Genomic DNA, 17,417 nt, shown 5'->3' on the forward strand with positions numbered 1-17,417 from the left:
ATGACGACCACCACCACCAAGGCCGCCGCCACCACGGAGCCGGCCGCCCGCGAGACCGTGCTCGACGCGCGCGGGGTCACCATGCGCTTCGGCGGCCTGACCGCCGTCCGCGACGTGAACCTCACCGTCAACAGCGGCGAGATCGTCGGTCTGATCGGCCCGAACGGCGCCGGCAAGACCACCTTCTTCAACTGCCTGACCGGTCTGTACGTGCCCACCGAGGGCGAGGTCCGCTACAAGGGCCAGGTGCTGCCGCCGAAGTCCTTCAAGGTCACCGCGGCCGGCATCGCCCGTACCTTCCAGAACATCCGTCTCTTCAACAACATGACGGTCCTGGAGAACGTGCTCGTCGGCCGGCACACCCGCACCAAGGAGGGCCTATGGTCCGCCCTGCTGCGCGGCCCGGGCTTCAAGAAGGCCGAGGCGGCCTCCGAGAAGCGCGCGATGGAGCTCCTGGAGTTCGTCGGCCTCGCCCACAAGGCGCAGCTCCTGTCGAAGAACCTGCCGTACGGCGAGCAGCGCAAGCTGGAGATCGCCCGCGCGCTGGCGAGCGACCCGGGGCTGATCCTGCTGGACGAGCCGACGGCGGGCATGAACCCGCAGGAGACCCGTGCGGCGGAGGAACTGATCTTCGCCATCCGGGACATGGGCATCGCCGTGCTCGTCATCGAGCACGACATGCGCTTCATCTTCAACCTGTGCGACCGGGTCGCCGTGCTCGTGCAGGGCCAGAAGCTGATCGAGGGCGACAGCCAGACCGTCCAGAGCGACGAGCGGGTCATCGCCGCCTACCTCGGCGAGCCGATCGAGGACACCCCGGCGCCCAAGGCCGACGCGGAGGCCGCCGAGGCGGAGGCTCCCGAGGCGGAGGCTCCCGAGGCGGAGACCGCCGCTCCGGCGGAAGCCGCCGAGGAGGCCGAGGACGAGGACGCCGAGGACGACGCCCCGGCGGACGACGAGGCCCCGGCGGAGGAGACCCCGGCCGAGGACGACACCCCGGCGGACGCGGCGGACGCCGCGAAGGACGCCGCTCCGGGCAAGGAGAACGACGCATGACCGCACTGCTCGAAGTCGAGGACCTGCGCGTCGCCTACGGAAAGATCGAGGCCGTCAAGGGCATCTCCTTCTCCGTGGACGCGGGCGAGGTCGTCACCCTCATCGGCACCAACGGCGCCGGCAAGACCACCACCCTGCGGACCCTCTCCGGGCTCCTCAAGCCGGTCGGCGGCCAGATCAAGTTCGAGGGCAAGTCCCTCCGCAAGATCCCCGCGCACAAGATCGTCTCGCTGGGTCTGGCCCACTCCCCCGAGGGCCGGCACATCTTCCCGCGCATGACCATCGAGGAGAACCTGCTCCTCGGCGCCTTCCTCCGCAAGGACAGCGCCGGCATCGCCAAGGACGTCCAGCGCGCCTACGACCTGTTCCCGATCCTGGGCGAGCGTCGCAAGCAGGCCGCCGGCACGCTCTCCGGCGGTGAGCAGCAGATGCTCGCCATGGGCCGGGCGCTGATGTCCCAGCCCAAGCTGCTCATGCTCGACGAGCCCTCCATGGGTCTCTCGCCGATCATGATGCAGAAGATCATGGCGACCATCGCCGAGCTGAAGGCCCAGGGCACCACGATCCTGCTCGTCGAGCAGAACGCCCAGGCCGCGCTGGCGCTCGCGGACCACGGCCACGTGATGGAGATCGGCAAGATCGTGCTCTCGGGCACGGGCGGCGACCTCCTGCACGACGAGTCCGTCCGCAAGGCGTACCTCGGCGAGGACTGAGCCTCGGGCATACGAGAGGAGGCCCGCCCCGCGTCGCGCGGGGCGGGCCTCCTGCCGTGTACCGGTACGGGCTACTGCCCCTTCGCGGCCTTCTTCTCCTCGGCGTCCTCGATGACGGCCTCGGCGACCTGCTGCATGGACATGCGGCGGTCCATGGACGTCTTCTGGATCCAGCGGAAGGCCGCGGGCTCGGAGAGGCCGTACTGCGTCTGGAGGATCGACTTGGCGCGGTCGACCAGCTTGCGGGTCTCCAGACGCTGGGTGAGGTCGGCGACCTCCTGCTCCAGGGCGCGCAGCTCGGCGAAGCGGGAGACGGCCATCTCGATGGCGGGGACGACGTCGCTCTTGCTGAAGGGCTTGACCAGGTACGCCATGGCGCCGGCGTCCCGGGCGCGCTCGACGAGGTCGCGCTGGGAGAAGGCGGTGAGCATGAGGACCGGGGCGATCGACTCGCCGGCGATCTTCTCGGCGGCGGAGATGCCGTCGAGCTTGGGCATCTTCACGTCGAGGATGACCAGGTCGGGCCGGTGCTCGCGGGCCAGCTCGATGGCGGCCTCGCCGTCACCCGCCTCGCCGACGACCGTGTAGCCCTCCTCCTCCAGCATCTCCTTGAGATCGAGGCGGATGAGAGCCTCGTCCTCGGCGATGACGACACGGGTCGTCAGCGGCGGGACGTGGGACGCCTCGGCGTCCTCGGCGGGCTGGGGCGACTCGGGGGCGGCGGTCACGGGGGGCTCCTCGTTGCGGGGCAGTGCGCTGCACGAAGAAGCCTACCTAGCTGCTGGCCAGACCAGTGACCGGGTACACTCCGACTGGCAACCTGCCGGGTTGGTGGAATGGCATACACGGATGTCTCAAACACATCTGCCCGTGAGGGCTTGCGGGTTCGAGTCCCGCACCCGGCACCAGTTCCTGAAGCGGATGTTCACCTTCGCGTGAATGTCCGCTTTCTGCCGTACACGGCGATGCCCCGTCGCACAGAGTGATCACATGAACTTTCACGGGACAACCGTGCGACAGCGGGCGCTCACGATGCTGCGGGGAGGCGCCAAGAACGCGGAAGTGGCGCGCACCCTCAACGTTCCCATGGGCACCATCGGCTACTGGAAGCACGTGGACCGCGCCAAACGCGGCGAGTGTCCGGGCAGGCACTCGCCGCTGTGCCCCCGATGTGATGGACGCGAGCTCGACAACATCGCGTACGCGTACCTGCTCGGCCTCTATCTCGGCGACGGCCACATCGCCCAGAGCCGCGCCATGCGGGTTCCGAGTCTTTCCGTCACCTGTGCCGACACCTGGCCGGGGCTCATCGACGCATGCGTGGAGGCCATGCAGTCCGTCCTGCCCGGCAATCGTGCGTCGAAGGTACAGAAGCAGGGGTGCGTGGACGTCAAGATCACCTCTATGCACCTCAGATGCCTCTTCCCTCAGCACGGGCCAGGCAGGAAGCACGAGCGCCCTATCGCCCTCGAAGCCTGGCAGCAGGAGATCGTCGACGCGCACCCCTGGGAGTTCATTCGGGGGCTCGTCCACTCCGACGGCAGCCGGATCACCAATTGGACCGAGAAGATGATCGGCGGACAGCGCAAGCGGTACGAGTACCCCCGCTACTTCTTCACCAACTCGTCCGCCGACATCATTGCGCTCTTCACTGACGCCCTCGACCGTGTCGGGGTCGAGTGGAAGTCCGCGCACCAGTCGCGCGTCGCGCGGAACATCTCCGTCTCCCGGAAGGCCTCCGTCGCGCTCATGGACCTTCACGTCGGGCCCAAGCACTGACTACGCCAGCGGGTCTCCGATGTGGTGGACGTGGACCAGGTTGGTGGTGCCGGAGACGCCCGGCGGAGAGCCGGCGGTGATGATCACGACGTCGCCCTTCTTGCAGCGGCCGATGCGGAGCAGTTCCTCGTCGACCTGGGCGACCATCGCGTCCGTGGAGTCGACGTGCGGGCCGAGGAAGGTCTCGACGCCCCAGGTGAGGTTGAGCTGCGAGCGGGTCTCCGGGTCCGGGGTGAAGGCCAGCAGCGGGATCGGCGAGCGGTAGCGGGAGAGCCGCCGCACGGTGTCGCCGGACTGGGTGAAGGCGACCAGGAACTTGGCGCCGAGGAAGTCGCCCATCTCGGCGGCGGCCCGGGCCACCGCGCCGCCCTGGGTGCGCGGCTTGTTCCGCTCGGTCAGCGGCGGGAGGCCCTTGGCGAGGACGTCCTCCTCGGCGGCCTCGACGATGCGGCTCATGGTGCGGACCGTCTCGACCGGGAAGCGGCCGACGCTGGTCTCGCCGGAGAGCATCACGGCGTCGGTGCCGTCGATGACGGCGTTGGCCACGTCGGACGCCTCGGCGCGGGTGGGCCGGGAGTTGTCGATCATCGAGTCGAGCATCTGGGTGGCGACGATGACCGGCTTGGCGTTGCGCTTCGCCAGCTTCACCGCGCGCTTCTGGACGATCGGGACCTGCTCCAGCGGCATCTCGACGCCGAGGTCGCCGCGGGCGACCATGATGCCGTCGAAGGCGGCGACGATCTCCTCGATGTTGTCGACCGCCTGGGGCTTCTCGATCTTGGCGATGACGGGGAGGCGGCGGCCCTCCTCGTCCATGATCCGGTGGACGTCCTCGATGTCCCGGGCGGAGCGGACGAAGGAGAGGGCGATCACGTCGGCGCCGGTGCGCAGCGCCCAGCGGAGGTCCTCGACGTCCTTCTCGGAGAGCGCGGGGACGGAGACGGCGACGCCCGGCAGGTTGAGCCCCTTGTGGTCGGAGACCATGCCGCCCTCGACGACCCGGGTGTTGACCCGGGGGCCGTCGACGGAGGTGACCTCCAGGGTGACCCGGCCGTCGTCGACGAGGATCCGCTCGCCGGCGGCGACGTCGCCGGCGAGGCCGGCGTAGGTGGTGCCGCAGCGGTGGCGGTCGCCCTCCGTCGGCTCCACGGTGATGGTGAACGCGTCGCCGCGTTCAAGGAGTACCGGACCCTCACGGAAGCGGCCGAGCCGGATCTTCGGGCCTTGAAGGTCGGCGAGCACCCCGACGCTGCGGCCGGTCTCGTCGGCCGCCTTGCGGACCCGCTGGTAACGCTCCTCGTGCTCGGCGTAGGTGCCGTGGCTGAGGTTGAGGCGGGCCACGTCCATTCCGGCCTCGATCAACGCCTTGATCTGGTCGTATGTTTCGGTGGCGGGCCCAAGGGTACAAACGATTTTCGCTCGGCGCATGAGCCGAGCCTAGGGCCTTACCCATCAGTAGCCGGTGGGTCCGGCATGACTACTCAACAACCTTTCCGTGAAACGTTGTTGACAAGACTTGAATCTGTGCGCCGGAGTGCTCCGATGAGCGTTTTCCGCGCCTCCGGGCCGGTCGTCTCAGAGTGCGGGCGGCAGCATGGTGAAGCGCGCGATGACCTCGGCGGTCACCGTCCGGCGCTGCGGTTCGAGGTCGAGCGGCGGGGCCCCGCCGGCGCCCTCCTCCGCGAAGGAGGCGAGCATCGGGGCGAAGCCGCCGGCCCTCGGCACCCCCGCCTCCGGCAGCCCGGCGTCCGACAGTTCGAGGAGTGAGCCCAGCGAGGTGCCCAGCGCCTCCGCGTAGGCGCGCGCCCGCCGGACCGCCTCCGTCACCGCGAGCCGGCGGGCCTCGGCGTACGCCTGCGAGTCCGGGCGCAGCTCCCACCAGGGCCCCTCCACCTCCGTCTGGTCGCGGTCGGCGAGCTGCGGCACGAGCTCGCCGAGGAGCGTGAGGTCGGTCAGTTCGACGCCGATCCGCACCCGCCCCCGATAGGCCCGCACCTGCTCGCCGCGCGGCCGGCGGGACTGCTCGGGCGCGATCGAGAAGCTGCCCGTCTCCAGTGCGCCCACCGCCGTCCCGCGTGCCCTGAGCAGATCGAGGACCTCGGCGTTGCGGCGGGTGAGGTCCGCGAGCACGGCGGACCGGTCGGCACCCCGCGCGGAGACGGCGATCCAGAGGCGGGCCAGCTCCGGATCGACCTCCAGGCGGCCTTCGCCGCGGACCGTCACCTGCGGTGCCTGGGGGGTGGGGTGGGCGTGTGTCACGGCGTGCTCCTCCGGGCCGGGGATCGGTGGCATGCGAACACTTTCCCACTCCGTAACCCGAAAGGGGTGTTGCGCAAGAGGCGTCTGAGCCAGAATCTACGCGCGTTGTGCACCTGAGACAGCGCCACGAACACCGAGGAGTACACATGCCGCTCAACCGCCGGACCTTCCTGGAGAGCTCCGCAGCCATCGGAGCCGGGGCCGCCCTCACCGCCGGGGCCGTCGCCCCCGCCGCGGCGGCCCAGGAGCGCCGCCCCAGGCCGGCCAAGCGGTACTCGTTCACCGTCATGGGCACCACCGACCTGCACGGGAACGTCCTCAACTGGGACTACTTCACGGACAAGGAGTTCGACGACAAGGCCCACAACGACGTCGGCCTCGCCAAGATCTCCACCCTCGTCAACCAGGTCCGCGCCGCCAAGGGCCGCGGCAACACCCTCCTCATCGACGCCGGCGACACCATCCAGGGCACCCAGCTCTCGTACTACTACGCCAAGATCGACCCCATCACGAAGGCCGGCGGCCCGGTCCACCCGATGGCGCAGGCCATGAACGCCATCGGCTACGACGCCGCCGCGCTCGGCAACCACGAGTTCAACTACGGCATCCCGGTGCTGCGGAAGTTCGAGGAGCAGTGCGACTTCCCGCTGCTCGGCGCCAACGCGCTCGACGCGAAGACGCTGCTCCCGGCCTTCCCCCCGTACAGCATCCACCGGCTGCGCACCCCGCACGGCAAGGACGTCCGGGTCGCGGTGCTCGGCCTGACCAACCCCGGCATCGCCATCTGGGACAAGGCCAACGTCAACGGCAAGATGGTCTTCCCCGGCCTGGAGGAGCAGGCGGCGAAGTGGGTGCCGAAGCTGCGCTCGATGGGCGCCGACGTCGTGATCGTCTCCGCCCACTCCGGCTCCAGCGGCACCTCCTCGTACGGTGACCAGCTCCCCCACATCGAGAACGCGGCCGGGCTCGTCGCCGAGCAGGTCCCCGGCATCGACGCGATCCTCGTCGGGCACGCCCACACCGAGATCCCCGAGTACCGGATCGCCAACAAGGAGACCGGCCGGGAGGTCGTGCTCTCCGAGCCGCTGAAGTGGGGCCAGCGCCTCACCCTCTTCGACTTCGACCTGGTGTGGGAGAAGGGCCGCTGGACGGTGGAGAAGGTCGCCGCCCAGGTCCTCAACTCCAACACCGTCGAGGAGGACCCGGAGATCACCGGGCTCCTCGCCGACGAGCACAAGAAGGTCGTGGAGTACGTCAACACGGTGATCGGCACCTCGACCGCCGCCATGACCACGGCCGACGCGCCGTGGAAGGACGAGCCGATCATCGACCTGATCAACGTCGTCCAGGCCGAGACCGTGAAGGCCGCGCTGGCCGGCGGCGCGTACGCCGCGCTGCCGGTGCTGTCGCAGGCGTCCTGCTTCTCCCGGACCGCCCGCATCCCGGCCGGCCGGATCACCATCAAGGACGCCGCCGGCCTCTACCCCTTCGAGAACACCCTGGAGGCCCGTCTGATGACGGGCGCCCAGCTCAAGGACTACCTGGAGTACTCGGCGAAGTACTACGTCCAGACCCCGGCGGGCGCCCCCGTCGACACCGCGAAGCTCACCAACGCGGACAACACCCCGGACTACAACTACGACGCCGTGTACGGGCTCGCCTACGAGATCGACATCGCCAGGCCGGCGGGGCAGCGGATCACCGGCCTGACCTTCGAGGGCAAGCCGCTCGACCCGGCCGCGAAGTTCGTCCTCGCCGTCAACAACTACCGCGCCAGCGGCGGCGGGGCCTTCCCGCACGTCGCCAAGGCCGAGCAGCTGTGGGCGAACTCGGACGAGATCCGCAACACGATCATCCAGTGGGTGCAGGCCAAGGGCACGGTCGACCCCGCGCGGTTCGCGTCGGTGGACTGGAAGCTGACCCGGGACGGCGTCCCGGTCTTCTAGACCTCAGTGCTCCACGAGAGGCGTCAGCTTCCGGTCCTGGGACGGGATGCTCGGCGCCTCTCGCGCGTCCAGGCCGAAGCTGGTGAAGGCGGTCCGGCGCGGCAGCGGGTACGGCTCCTTCCCGGTCACCGCGTTGAGGATGACCGCGCTGCGCCAGGCGGCGAGACCCAGGTCGGGGGCGCCCACGCCGTGGGTGTGGCGCTCGGCGTTCTGTACGTACACCGAGCCGGTCACCGACGGGTCGAGGACCAGCCGGTACCGCTCGTCGATCTTCGCCCGGCCCGCCGAGTCGTGCCGCAGATACGGGTCGAGGCCGGCCAGCATCCGGCCGACCGGGCGCTCCCGGTAGCCGGTGGCGAGCACCACGGCGTCGGTGGTGAGCCGGGAGCGGCTGCCCTGCTGGACGTGCTCCAGGTGCAGCTCGACCTGGGTGGTGGCGACCCGGCCCGCCGTGCGGACCCGGACGCCGGGGGTGAGGACGGCGTCCGGCCAGCCGCCGTGCAGGGTGCGGCGGTAGAGCTCGTCGTGAATGGCGGCGATGGTGTCCGCGTCGATGCCCTTGTGCAACTGCCACTGGCGGGGCATCAGTTCGCCGCGGACGGGCTCCGGCAGGGCGTGGAAGTAGCGGGTGTAGTCGGGCGTGAAGTGCTCCAGGCCCAGCTTCGAGTACTCCATGGGCGCGAACGCCTCGGTGCGGGCGAGCCAGCTGATCCGCTCGGCGCCGGCCGGGCGGGCCCGGAGCAGGTCGAGGAAGACCTCGGCGCCGGACTGGCCGGAGCCGATGACGGTGACGTGCCCGGCGCGCAGCAGCGTCTCGCGGTGGGTGAGGTAGTCGGCGGAGTGGAAGACGGGGACGCCGGGGGCGTCGGCGAGCGGGCGGAGCGGCTCGGGGACGTAGGGCTCGGTGCCGACGCCGAGGACCACGTTCCGGGTGTAGGCGCGGCCGAGGGCGGCCGCCTCGCCGTCCTGGTCGAGCTGGGTGAAGTCGACCTCGAACAGCTTGCGTTCGGGGTTCCAGCGGACCGAGTCGACCTGGTGGCCGAAGTGCAGGCCGGGCAGCCGCTCGCTGACCCAGCGGCAGTAGGCGTCGTACTCGGCGCGCTGGATGTGGAACTTCTCGGCGAAGTAGAAGGGGAAGAGCCGCTCGCGGCTCCGCAGGTAGCTGAGGAAGGACCAGGGGCTGGCGGGGTCGGCGAGGGTCACCAGGTCGGCCAGGAAGGGGACTTGGAGGGTGGCGCCGTCGATGAGGAGGCCGGGGTGCCAGTGGAAGGCGGGGCGCTGCTCGAAGAAGGTCGCGGCGAGCCCGCCGGGGACGCCGTCGGCGAGGGCGGCGAGCGAGAGGTTGAACGGGCCGATGCCGACGCCCACCAGATCGTGCGGGCGGTCGAGGTCCTGCTGGGGGGTGCTGCCGGTCATCGGTCGGTGTCGCCTTCCGCGAGTTCCACGAGGGAGATGAGCTGGGCCAGGTCGTCGGGGGTGGTGTGGGGGTTGAGCAGGGTGGCCTTCAGCCACAGCCGGCCGTCCGCCTCGGCGCGGCCGAGGACGGCCCGGCCGCCGGCGAGGAGGGTGCGCCGGACCCGGGCCACCCGGGCGTCGTCGGCGCCGGCGGGGCGGAGCAGGACGGTGGTGAGGACGGGCCGGTCGCGCAGCTCCAGGCCGGGGGCCTTCTCCACCAGGTCGGCCAGGTCCTGGGCGCGTTCCATGCAGAGGTCCACCAGGGCGCCGAGCCCGGAGCGGCCGAGGGCGCGCAGGGTGACGGCGGCCTTGAGGGCGTCGGGGCGGCGGGTGGTGCGCAGGGAGCGGCCGAGGAGGTCGGGGAGGCCGGCCTCGGTGTCGTCGCCGGCGTTGAGGTACGCGGCGGTGTGGCCGAGGGCGGCGAGGTCGGCGGGGTCGCGGACGGCGAGGAGGCCGGCGGCAACCGGCTGCCAGCCGAGTTTGTGCAGGTCGAGGGTGACGGTGCGGGCCCGGTCCAGGCCTGCCAGGAGGTGCCGGTGGGTGCGGCTGAGGAGGAGCGGGCCGCCGTAGGCCGCGTCGGCGTGGAGTTCGGCGCCGTGCTCGGCGCAGAGGTCGGCGAGCTCCGGCAGCGGGTCGATCAGGCCCTCCTCGGTGGTGCCGGCCGTGGCGGCGAGGAGGACGGGTCCGTCGAGGCCGTCGAGGGTGCGGGCGACGGTCGGCGGGTCGAGGACGCCCCGGGGGGTGGGGACGGTGACCGGTGCGGGGAGGCCGAGGAGCCAGGCGGCGCGGCGGAAGGAGTGGTGGGCGTTGGCGCCGACGACGGTGGTGAGGGCGGGGCCGTGGCGTTCGCGGGCGAGGAGCAGGGCGAGCTGGTTGGACTCGGTGCCGCCGGTGGTGACGAGCGCGTCGGGGCGGCTCGCCCGGGGGAAGACCTCGGCGGCGAGGGCCGCGGTGACCTCCGCCTCCAGGGCGGAGGCGGAGGGCGCCTGGTCCCAGGAGTCCAGGGACGGGTTGAGCGCGGCGGCGGCCAGGTCGGCGGCGGCGGCGAGGGCGAGCGGCGGGGTGTGGAGGTGGGCGGCGCACAGCGGGTGGGCGGGGTCGGCGGCGCCGGCGGCGACCAGGTGGACCAGGGTGCGCAGGGCCTCTTCCTGTCCGGTGCCGGTCTCGGGGAGGACGTCCCCGAGGGTGGCGCGGACGCGTGCGGTGACCGCGGCGGGCCCGCCGGCCGGCAGCGGCCCGCCCCGTTCGTCCGCGCCGGTGCGCAGGGCGTCCAGGGCGATGCCGAGGAGCCGGCTGAGCGGGAAGGGCTGGGCGGCGAGGGGTGGCGGAGGTGCGGCACGCATGGACGACAGCGTGCCGGGGGCCGCCGGACCGTGTCCGGCGACCGCGGTCACGTGACCCGAACGAGGGACGCGGGCTTGCGTCCGCCCGCTCAGACCACTTCGAGGTCGGCCGTCATGCCCCTGTCCTCCGATGCGCGCCGCGGTCACCGGCTGGGACTGGGCCGCCGGGTCGGTCTAGCCCAGGGCCTCGCGGACGCGCAGGGCGCGGGCGAGGTCGTCGAGCTGGTCGACCAGCTTGCGGTGGAGGGCCGGGATCATGGTGCCGTCGGCGAGCCGGCGCTCGCCGAGGGCGAGGGAGTCGGCGTCGACCGCGTACGCGGGGAAGGCGTGGCGGCCGGCGGCCTCGGCCATGGCGGGGCCGCGGCGGTCGCCGAGGGCGATGGCCGCGTCGTAGAAGCGCTCCACGTACTCCTGGACCAGGTCGGCCTGTTCGGGCTGCCAGAAGCCGAGGGCGGTGGCGGTGAACAGGTAGTTCGACAGGTCGTCGGAGTCGAACATGGCGGCCCAGGCGGCGGCCTTGGCCGCCGGGTCCGGGAGCCCGGCGCGGCAGCGGGCCGCGCCCTCCTGGCCGGTGGCGCTGGGGTCGCGCTCCAGCTCGGCGGCGATGGCGGCCTCGTCGGTGGCGCCGAGGACGGCGAGCCGGGCGAGGATGCGCCAGCGCAGCTCCGGGTCGAGTTCGGGGCCGCCGTGGACGGTGCCCTCGTCGAGCCAGGAGGCGATCTGGTCGGGGGTGGTGGCGCTGTCGACGAGGGCGCGGACGGCGGTGAGGCGCAGGTCGGGCTCTTCGCCGTCCTCGGTGCGGCGCAGCAGGCAGCGGGCGATCTCGCGGAGGGCGGCGAGGGCGGCGGGCCGGTCGTCGGCGGAGACGTACCGGTCGGCGATCTCCTGCCGGGCGAAGGCCAGGACGCCCTGGACGATGGCGAGTTCGGTCTCCTCGGGGAGGTGGGCGCGGGCGATCTCCAGGTAGTCGGCGGGGGCCAGTTCGCCGTCGCGGACCATGTCGCGCACGGCGTTCCACACCACGGCCCGGGTGAGCGGGTCGGGGATGCGGGAGAGGCCGCGGAGGGCGGACTCCTCGGAGACCTCGTCGAAGCGGAGCTTGGCGTAGCCGAGGTCGCCGTCGTTGAGGACGACGAGGTCGGGGCGGGGGCCGGTGAGGCGGGCGGGCTCCTGCTGCGGGACGTCGAGGAGGAGGCGCTCGCGCAGGGCGAGTTCGCCGTCGGGGCGGCGGTCGTAGAGGCCGGCCTGGATGCGGTGGGGGCGGCTGCCGGCGCGGTCGACGGCGAGGTCCCAGCGGTTGCCCTCGCCGGTGAGGCGGGGGGTGAGGGTGTCGACGCCGGTGGTGCGCAGCCACTGTTCGGCCCAGGCGTGGACGTCGCGGTCGGTGGCGGCGGCGAGGTTGTCGATGAAGTCGGCGAGGGTCGCGTTGCCGAACTTGTGCCGCTTGAAGTGGATGTTGAGGCCGGCGAGGAAGTCGGTCTCGCCGAGCCAGGCGACGAGCTGGCGCAGGGCGGAGGCGCCCTTGGCGTAGGAGATGCCGTCGAAGTTGAGGAGGGCGGAGGCGGTGTCGGGGACGGCCTCGGGGTCCGGGGCGACGGGGTGGGTGGAGGGCCGCTGGTCGGCGTCGTATCCCCAGGACTTGCGGGTGACGCCGAAGTCGATCCAGGTGTCGGCGAAGAGGTCGGAGCAGGCCTCGTTGACGGTCTGGTAGCCCATGTACTCGGCGAAGGACTCGTTCAGCCAGATGTCGTCCCACCAGCGGAGGGTGACGAGGTCGCCGAACCACATGTGGGCCATCTCGTGGGCGATGACCATGGCGCGGGTCATCCGCTCGGTGGCGGTGACGGCGGAGCGGAAGACGAACTCGTCGCGGAAGGTGACGAGGCCGGGGTTCTCCATGGCGCCGGGGTTGAACTCGGGGACGAACGCCTGGTCGTAGGAGTCGAAGGGGTAGGGCTCGTCGAACTTCTCGTGGTAGCGGTCGTAGCACGCCTTGGTGACGGCGAGGATCTCGTCGGCGTCGGCGTCGAGGTACGGCGCGAGGGAGCGGCGGCAGTGGATGCCGAAGGGCAGTCCGGCGTGCTCGGTGCGGATCGAGTGCCAGGGTCCGGCGGCGACGCAGACGAAGTAGGTGGAGAGCGGCGGGGTGGTGGCGGCGGTCCAGCGGCCGTCCTCGCCCTGCTCGGTGATGCCGTTGGAGAGGACGGTCCAGCCCTCGGGGGCGGTGACGGCGATGTCGAAGACGGCCTTCAGGTCGGGCTGGTCGAAGGCGGCGAAGACGCGCTGCACGTCCTCCATGAAGAGCTGGGTGTAGACGTAGGACTCGCCGTCGGTGGGGTCGAGGAAGCGGTGCATGCCCTCGCCGGTGTGCGAGTAGCGCATGGTGGCGGTGACGGTCAGCTCGTGCTCGCCCTCGGTGAGGGCGAGCGGGAGGCGGTTCTCGGTGAGGGCGGCGGGGTCGAGGGGCGCGCCGTCGAGGGTGACGGAGTGCAGGGCGTCCGGCTTGAGTTCGACGAAGGTGTCCCCGGCGGTGCGGGCGGTGAAGCGGATGCGGCTGGTGGACCCGAAGGTCTCGTCGCCGCCGGTGAGGTCGAGGTCCACCGCGTAGTGGTGGACGTCGAGCAGCTGGGCACGGGTCTGCGCTTCGTCGCGCGTCAGTACGGACATGGGCCCTATGCTGCCCGATCGTCCGGTCGGCGGGCAGGGGGGATTCCGAACCGGGCTCGGGAGGTCAGGCGAGTCCGGTGCCGTCGAGGTGGGCGAAGGCGGCGGTGATCCGGGGCCGGTCGTAGCCGGCGGGGCCCGCGGCGCCGCTGGAGACGAGGGCGGCGAGCAGCAGCCGGGCCTTGGCGGGGGCGAGCGGTCCGGCGGGGATCAGGCCGTGGTGGAGGAGGTCGTGCTCGGAGCCGGGGCCGCGGTAGGTGTCGCTGAGGCCGGCGCCCGCTCCGGTGCGGGAGGCGAGGACGACCGGGATGCGGCGGGCGAGCTCGGCGAGGGGTTCGACGAGCCAGGAGGGGGCGTGGCCGGCGCCGAAGGCGGCGACGACGAGGCCCTGGAAGCGGTCGTCGACGGCGGAGAGGAGTTCGCCGCGGTCGCCGAGGGTCAGGGTGAGCAGGGCGATCCGGACCGTGGGGTCGTAGGAGAGCCGGCAGGGCGCGGTGGGCACGGTGGGGCGGAGCAGGATCCGCGGGGTGCCCTCGACGACGGTGCCGAGGGGGCCGGCGCCGGGCGAGGCGAAGGTGGCGACGGAGGTGGTGTGGGTCTTGCGGGCGTGCCGGGCGGCGTGGATCTCGTCGGCGAGGACGACGAGGACGCCGAGGCCGCGGCAGGCGGGGTCGGCGGCGACGGCGAGCGCGGCGGCGAGGTTGGCGGGGCCGTCGGCGCCGGGCAGGTCGGGGCGGCGCATGGCGCCGGTGACGGCGATGGGGGCCCGCTCGGTGGGGCAGAGCAGGTCGAGGAGGAAGGCGGTCTCCTCCAGGGTGTCGGTGCCCTGGACGACGACGACGCCGGAGCCGGCGGCGACGGCCTCGTTCACCTCGGCGGCGAGGGCGGCGAGGTCCTCGGGGGTGAGCGAGGAGGAGGGGAGCCGGCGGAAGTCGCGGAGGTCGACGTCGTCGGGCGCGCCGAGCGCGGCGAGGACCTCGGGGCCGGTCATCCGGCCCAGTTCGCCGCCGCGGGCGGAGATGGTGCCGCCGAGGGTGAAGACCGTGACCCGGGCCATCAGCGCGTCCCGTCCGCGATCGTCTCGTGGTGCCGGATGACCTCGGCGATGATGAAGTTGAGCAGCTTCTCGGCGAAGGCGGGGTCCAGTTTGGCGCTCTCGGCGAGCTCGCGCAGCCGGGCGATCTGGCGGGCCTCGCGGGCCGGGTCGGCGGGCGGCAGCTGGTGCTCGGCCTTGAGGACGCCGACCTGCTGGGTGCACTTGAAGCGCTCGGCGAGCATGTGGACGACGGCGGCGTCGATGTTGTCGATCGACTCGCGCAGCCGGGTCAGCTCGGCGCGGACGGACGGGTCGATGTCGCTGGAGTCGTTCCTGGTGTCGCTCATGGTCAGCGAGCTTAGACGGAGTCCCCGCCGATGGTCGGCGGGTGTTCGGGATCCGGGATCCGGTCGCTCCAGCCGCCGTGGACGGCGCGGCCCTGCTGCTCGCGGAAGCGGACGGGGGCGAGACCGACCCTTCGGGTGAAGAGGCGGGAGAAGTAGGCGGGGTCGTCGTAGCCGACGCGCCGGGCGACGGCGGCGACGGGCAGCTCGGTGGCGGCGAGGAGTTCCTTGGCGCGGCCGAGCCGGACGGTGAGCAGGTAGTCCTTGGGGCTGCAGCCGGCGGCGCGGCGGACGGCGGTGCGCAGCTCGGCGGCGGTCATGCCGTGCCGGGCGGCGTGCTCGGCGACGGAGTACGGCTGGAAGGCGTCGCGGGCGAGGCCGGTGAGGACCGGGTCGCCGTCGGCGTCGGTGTCGGCGCGGCCGCGGCGCAGGGCGACGAGGAGCTCGTGGACGGCGGCGGCGGTCTCGACCTCCAGGAGCGGGTTGCCGGGGCGGGCGGCGCGGGCGACGCGGCCGATGGCGGCGCGGGCGGGGGCGGCGTCGGCGAGCGGGACGACGGGCCGGTCGGGTTCGATGTAGCCGAGTTCGGTGTAGGTGGCGGCGGCGGGGCCGGTGAAGTCGACGAAGGACTCGTCCCAGCCGGTGGTGGGGTCGGCGCCGTAGTGGTGGGGGACGCCGGGGGTGAGCCAGAGGAGGGCGGGGGCGGCGACGGGGGTGGTGCGGCCGTCGGCGGTGCGGTACCAGCCGCCGCCGGCGGAGACGACGACGGCGACGTGGTGGTCGAGGGTGCGGGGGCCGACGGCGGGGAGCCGGCCGTGCTGGAGTCCGACGCCGAGGCAGACCAGGCCGAGGCGGTGGTGGACGGGTCCGGGCGTGAAGTAGCGCATCCAGGTGTGGTACATCCGCCGGCCTGCCCTTTCTCCCGCCCTAACGTCCAAACTGCGACGATCTTTGTCCATGGACCGGCCCGCCGCCAGGGGGCGAGGGTGAGGCCATGAGCACGTTCGCTGTGGGTGACGAGGACTTTCTGCTCGACGGGCGGCCGGTGCGGCTGCTGTCGGGGGCGCTGCACTACTTCCGGGTGCACGAGGGGCACTGGGCGCACCGGCTGGGGATGCTGCGGGCGATGGGCCTGGACTGCGTGGAGACGTACGTGCCGTGGAACCTGCACGAGCCGGGGCCGGGCCGGTACGCGGATCCGGAGGCGCTGGGCCGTTTCCTGGACGTGGTGGCGGCGGCCGGGATGCGGGCGATCGTGCGGCCGGGGCCGTACATCTGCGCCGAGTGGGAGAACGGCGGGCTGCCGCACTGGCTGACCGGGCCGCTGGGGCGGCGGGTGCGGACCCGGGACCCGGAGTTCCTGGGGCCGGTGGAGCGCTGGTTCCGGCGGCTGCTGCCGCAGGTGGTGGCGCGGCAGGTGGACCGGGGCGGGCCGGTGGTGATGGTCCAGGTGGAGAACGAGTACGGGAGTTACGGGAGTGATGCCCGCTATCTGGAGTGGCTGGCGGGGCTGCTGCGGGAGTGCGGGGTGTCGGTGCCGCTCTTCACCTCGGACGGGCCCGAGGACCACATGCTGACGGGCGGTTCGGTGCCGGGGGTGCTGGCGACGGCGAACTTCGGCTCGGGCGCGGCGGAGGGCTTCGCGGTGCTCCGCCGGCACCGGCCGTCGGGGCCGCTGATGTGCATGGAGTTCTGGTGCGGCTGGTTCGACCACTGGGGCACGGAGCACACGGTGCGGGGTGCGGAGGACGCGGCGGAGGCGCTGCGGGAGATCCTGGGGTGCGGGGCGTCGGTGAACGTCTACATGGCGCACGGGGGTTCGAACTTCGGCGGGTGGGCGGGGGCGAACCGCGCCGGCGCGTTGCACGGGGGGCGGCTGCTGCCGACGGTGACCTCGTACGACTACGACGCGCCGGTGGACGAGTGGGGGCGGCCGACGGAGAAGTTCCACCGCTTCCGGGAGGTGCTGGCGGAGTACGCGGCGGGGCCGCTGCCGGAGGTGCCGGAGCCGCCGGCCCGGCTGGCGGCGCCGGTGCGGGCGGACCTCGCGGAGTGGGCGTCGCTGGACGCGGTCCTGGAGGCGCTGGGCGGCGCGGAGGTCGAGGCGGGGGTGCCGCCGGCCTTCGAGGAGCTGGACGTGGACCGGGGTCTGGTGCGGTACCGCTTCGCCGTGCCGGGTCCCCGGCAGCCGTATCCGCTCGCGGTGGCGGGGCTGCGGGACCGCGCGCAGGTGTGGGTGGACGGGGTCTTCGCCGGGGTGCTCACGGAGGAGGACGCGGCGCTGCCGGAGCCGGTGGCGGGTCCGGCCGCGGTGGATCTGTGGGTGGAGTCGCTGGGCCGGGTGAACTACGGGCCGCGGCTGGCGGAGCCGAAGGGGGTCACCGGCGGGCTGCTGCACGAGCGGCAGTACGTGCACGGGGTACGGGCCCGGGGCCTGCGCCTGGACGCGTTCACGGCGGAGGCGGTCGGCGGCCGGGTGCCGTTCCGGAAGGCGGCGGAGCGGGGTGACGGGCGGGGCCTGTACCGGGCTTCGGTGGAGGTCGCGGGCGCGGGGGACGCGGAGCTGCGGCTGGCGGGCGCGGGGCGGGGCTTCGTCTGGGTGAACGGCTTCTGCCTGGGCCGGTACTGGCCGGCGGCGGGCCCGCAGGAGGGCCTGTTCGTGCCGGGGCCGGTGCTGCGGGAGGGCACGAACGAGGTGTGGGTGCTGGAGGTGGAGGGCGAGGGTCCGGCCACGGTGGAACTGGGCTGAGCCGTGCGCGGGGAGGGCCCCGGGGCGCTGTGCCGCCCCGGGGCCCGGTTCGTGGGTGACAGCGGGGCCGCGG

The 17,417-nt window shown here is 72.7% G+C and carries 14 protein-coding genes and 1 tRNA gene; 6 read left to right on the forward strand and 9 right to left on the reverse strand.

Annotated features, from left to right (window positions below; all coding sequences use genetic code 11):
• Positions 1 to 1,056 (forward strand): ABC transporter ATP-binding protein, encoded by a 1,056-nt coding sequence (locus tag ABFY03_RS10060; protein ID WP_319013811.1) that lies wholly within the window; start codon positions 1 to 3, stop codon positions 1,054 to 1,056.
• On the forward strand, positions 1,053 to 1,769 hold the full coding sequence (locus ABFY03_RS10065; RefSeq protein WP_030492904.1) for an ABC transporter ATP-binding protein: 717 nt from the start codon (positions 1,053 to 1,055) through the stop codon (positions 1,767 to 1,769). The genes ABFY03_RS10060 and ABFY03_RS10065 overlap by 4 nt, the downstream gene beginning before the upstream one ends.
• 71 nt (positions 1,770 to 1,840) lie before the next feature.
• Here the strand turns inward: ABFY03_RS10065 and ABFY03_RS10070 are convergent, their stop codons facing one another.
• Complete coding sequence (locus ABFY03_RS10070; RefSeq protein WP_346169719.1) at positions 1,841 to 2,497, reverse strand: ANTAR domain-containing response regulator; 657 nt, start codon at positions 2,495 to 2,497, stop codon at positions 1,841 to 1,843.
• A 94-nt stretch (positions 2,498 to 2,591) separates the two neighbouring features.
• On the opposite strand from ABFY03_RS10070, the gene ABFY03_RS10075 reads away from it, so the two are divergent.
• Both ABFY03_RS10075 and ABFY03_RS10080 read left to right on the forward strand, forming a co-directional pair.
• Positions 2,592 to 2,677 (forward strand) — tRNA-Leu (locus ABFY03_RS10075).
• Positions 2,678 to 2,759: 82 nt separating this feature from the next.
• Entirely contained in the window at positions 2,760 to 3,548 is a 789-nt protein-coding gene (locus ABFY03_RS10080; RefSeq protein ID WP_346169720.1) for a helix-turn-helix domain-containing protein, read from the forward strand.
• Here ABFY03_RS10080 and pyk read toward each other — a convergent pair whose 3' ends face one another.
• Together pyk and ABFY03_RS10090 are read right to left on the reverse strand one after the other, a co-directional pair.
• Positions 3,549 to 4,976: a pyruvate kinase gene (pyk, locus tag ABFY03_RS10085; protein ID WP_346169721.1), complete on the reverse strand. Its 1,428-nt coding sequence runs from the start codon at positions 4,974 to 4,976 to the stop codon at positions 3,549 to 3,551. It abuts the gene before it with no gap.
• Positions 4,977 to 5,123: 147 nt separating this feature from the next.
• Positions 5,124 to 5,840, reverse strand: coding sequence for an SIMPL domain-containing protein (locus ABFY03_RS10090; RefSeq protein ID WP_386723531.1), 717 nt, complete (start codon positions 5,838 to 5,840; stop codon positions 5,124 to 5,126).
• A gap of 113 nt (positions 5,841 to 5,953) precedes the next feature.
• Here ABFY03_RS10090 and ABFY03_RS10095 point away from each other — a divergent pair, with 113 nt between their 5' ends.
• Positions 5,954 to 7,753 (forward strand): bifunctional metallophosphatase/5'-nucleotidase, encoded by a 1,800-nt coding sequence (locus tag ABFY03_RS10095; RefSeq protein ID WP_346169723.1) that lies wholly within the window; start codon positions 5,954 to 5,956, stop codon positions 7,751 to 7,753.
• 3 nt (positions 7,754 to 7,756) lie between these two features.
• On the opposite strand, the gene ABFY03_RS10100 is transcribed toward ABFY03_RS10095, so the two are convergent.
• The 6 genes from ABFY03_RS10100 to ABFY03_RS10125 all read right to left on the reverse strand — a co-directional run bounded on the left by ABFY03_RS10100 (position 7,757) and on the right by ABFY03_RS10125 (position 15,497).
• Positions 7,757 to 9,169 carry a lysine N(6)-hydroxylase/L-ornithine N(5)-oxygenase family protein gene (locus ABFY03_RS10100; protein WP_346169724.1) on the reverse strand — a complete coding sequence of 471 codons (1,413 nt, stop codon included), beginning with the start codon at positions 9,167 to 9,169 and terminating at the stop codon, positions 7,757 to 7,759.
• Positions 9,166 to 10,551, reverse strand: a complete 1,386-nt coding sequence (locus tag ABFY03_RS10105) for a pyridoxal phosphate-dependent decarboxylase family protein (protein ID WP_346169725.1) — start codon at positions 10,549 to 10,551, stop codon at positions 9,166 to 9,168. Before ABFY03_RS10105 ends, ABFY03_RS10100 begins: the two co-directional genes overlap by 4 nt.
• 174 nt (positions 10,552 to 10,725) lie before the next feature.
• Positions 10,726 to 13,218 carry an aminopeptidase N gene (gene pepN / locus ABFY03_RS10110; protein ID WP_346169726.1) on the reverse strand — a complete coding sequence of 831 codons (2,493 nt, stop codon included), beginning with the start codon at positions 13,216 to 13,218 and terminating at the stop codon, positions 10,726 to 10,728.
• Between the two features lie 64 nt (positions 13,219 to 13,282).
• Entirely contained in the window at positions 13,283 to 14,272 is a 990-nt protein-coding gene (locus tag ABFY03_RS10115; protein ID WP_346169727.1) for an asparaginase domain-containing protein, read from the reverse strand.
• Positions 14,272 to 14,598 (reverse strand): chorismate mutase, encoded by a 327-nt coding sequence (locus ABFY03_RS10120; RefSeq protein WP_319013801.1) that lies wholly within the window; start codon positions 14,596 to 14,598, stop codon positions 14,272 to 14,274. The genes ABFY03_RS10115 and ABFY03_RS10120 overlap by 1 nt, the downstream gene beginning before the upstream one ends.
• An 11-nt stretch (positions 14,599 to 14,609) precedes the next feature.
• Complete coding sequence (locus ABFY03_RS10125; protein ID WP_319013800.1) at positions 14,610 to 15,497, reverse strand: helix-turn-helix domain-containing protein; 888 nt, start codon at positions 15,495 to 15,497, stop codon at positions 14,610 to 14,612.
• Between the two features lie 92 nt (positions 15,498 to 15,589).
• Here ABFY03_RS10125 and ABFY03_RS10130 point away from each other — a divergent pair, with 92 nt between their 5' ends.
• A complete protein-coding gene (locus tag ABFY03_RS10130; RefSeq protein ID WP_346169728.1) occupies positions 15,590 to 17,344 on the forward strand; it encodes a glycoside hydrolase family 35 protein in 1,755 nt (584 codons plus the stop codon).
• The last annotated feature ends 73 nt before the right edge of the window (positions 17,345 to 17,417 follow it).

The sequence above is a fragment of the Streptomyces roseofulvus genome (assembly GCF_039534915.1).
GTDB classification, from domain to species: domain Bacteria; phylum Actinomycetota; class Actinomycetes; order Streptomycetales; family Streptomycetaceae; genus Streptomyces; species Streptomyces roseofulvus.

What these genes read in the sequence shown, in the direction of transcription:
- ABFY03_RS10115 (WP_346169727.1), bottom strand. Translation starts at nt 14,272, where the DNA reads ATGGCCCGGGTCACGGTCTTCACCCTCGGCGGCACCATCTCCGCCCGC.
- ABFY03_RS10060 (WP_319013811.1), top strand. Translation starts at nt 1, where the DNA reads ATGACGACCACCACCACCAAGGCCGCCGCCACCACGGAGCCGGCCGCC.
- ABFY03_RS10130 (WP_346169728.1), top strand. Translation starts at nt 15,590, where the DNA reads ATGAGCACGTTCGCTGTGGGTGACGAGGACTTTCTGCTCGACGGGCGG.
- ABFY03_RS10095 (WP_346169723.1), top strand. Translation starts at nt 5,954, where the DNA reads ATGCCGCTCAACCGCCGGACCTTCCTGGAGAGCTCCGCAGCCATCGGA.
- ABFY03_RS10125 (WP_319013800.1), bottom strand. Translation starts at nt 15,497, where the DNA reads ATGTACCACACCTGGATGCGCTACTTCACGCCCGGACCCGTCCACCAC.
- pyk (WP_346169721.1), bottom strand. Translation starts at nt 4,976, where the DNA reads ATGCGCCGAGCGAAAATCGTTTGTACCCTTGGGCCCGCCACCGAAACA.
- ABFY03_RS10065 (WP_030492904.1), top strand. Translation starts at nt 1,053, where the DNA reads ATGACCGCACTGCTCGAAGTCGAGGACCTGCGCGTCGCCTACGGAAAG.
- ABFY03_RS10105 (WP_346169725.1), bottom strand. Translation starts at nt 10,551, where the DNA reads ATGCGTGCCGCACCTCCGCCACCCCTCGCCGCCCAGCCCTTCCCGCTC.
- ABFY03_RS10090 (WP_386723531.1), bottom strand. Translation starts at nt 5,840, where the DNA reads ATGCCACCGATCCCCGGCCCGGAGGAGCACGCCGTGACACACGCCCAC.
- ABFY03_RS10120 (WP_319013801.1), bottom strand. Translation starts at nt 14,598, where the DNA reads ATGAGCGACACCAGGAACGACTCCAGCGACATCGACCCGTCCGTCCGC.
- ABFY03_RS10100 (WP_346169724.1), bottom strand. Translation starts at nt 9,169, where the DNA reads ATGACCGGCAGCACCCCCCAGCAGGACCTCGACCGCCCGCACGATCTG.
- ABFY03_RS10080 (WP_346169720.1), top strand. Translation starts at nt 2,760, where the DNA reads ATGAACTTTCACGGGACAACCGTGCGACAGCGGGCGCTCACGATGCTG.
- pepN (WP_346169726.1), bottom strand. Translation starts at nt 13,218, where the DNA reads ATGTCCGTACTGACGCGCGACGAAGCGCAGACCCGTGCCCAGCTGCTC.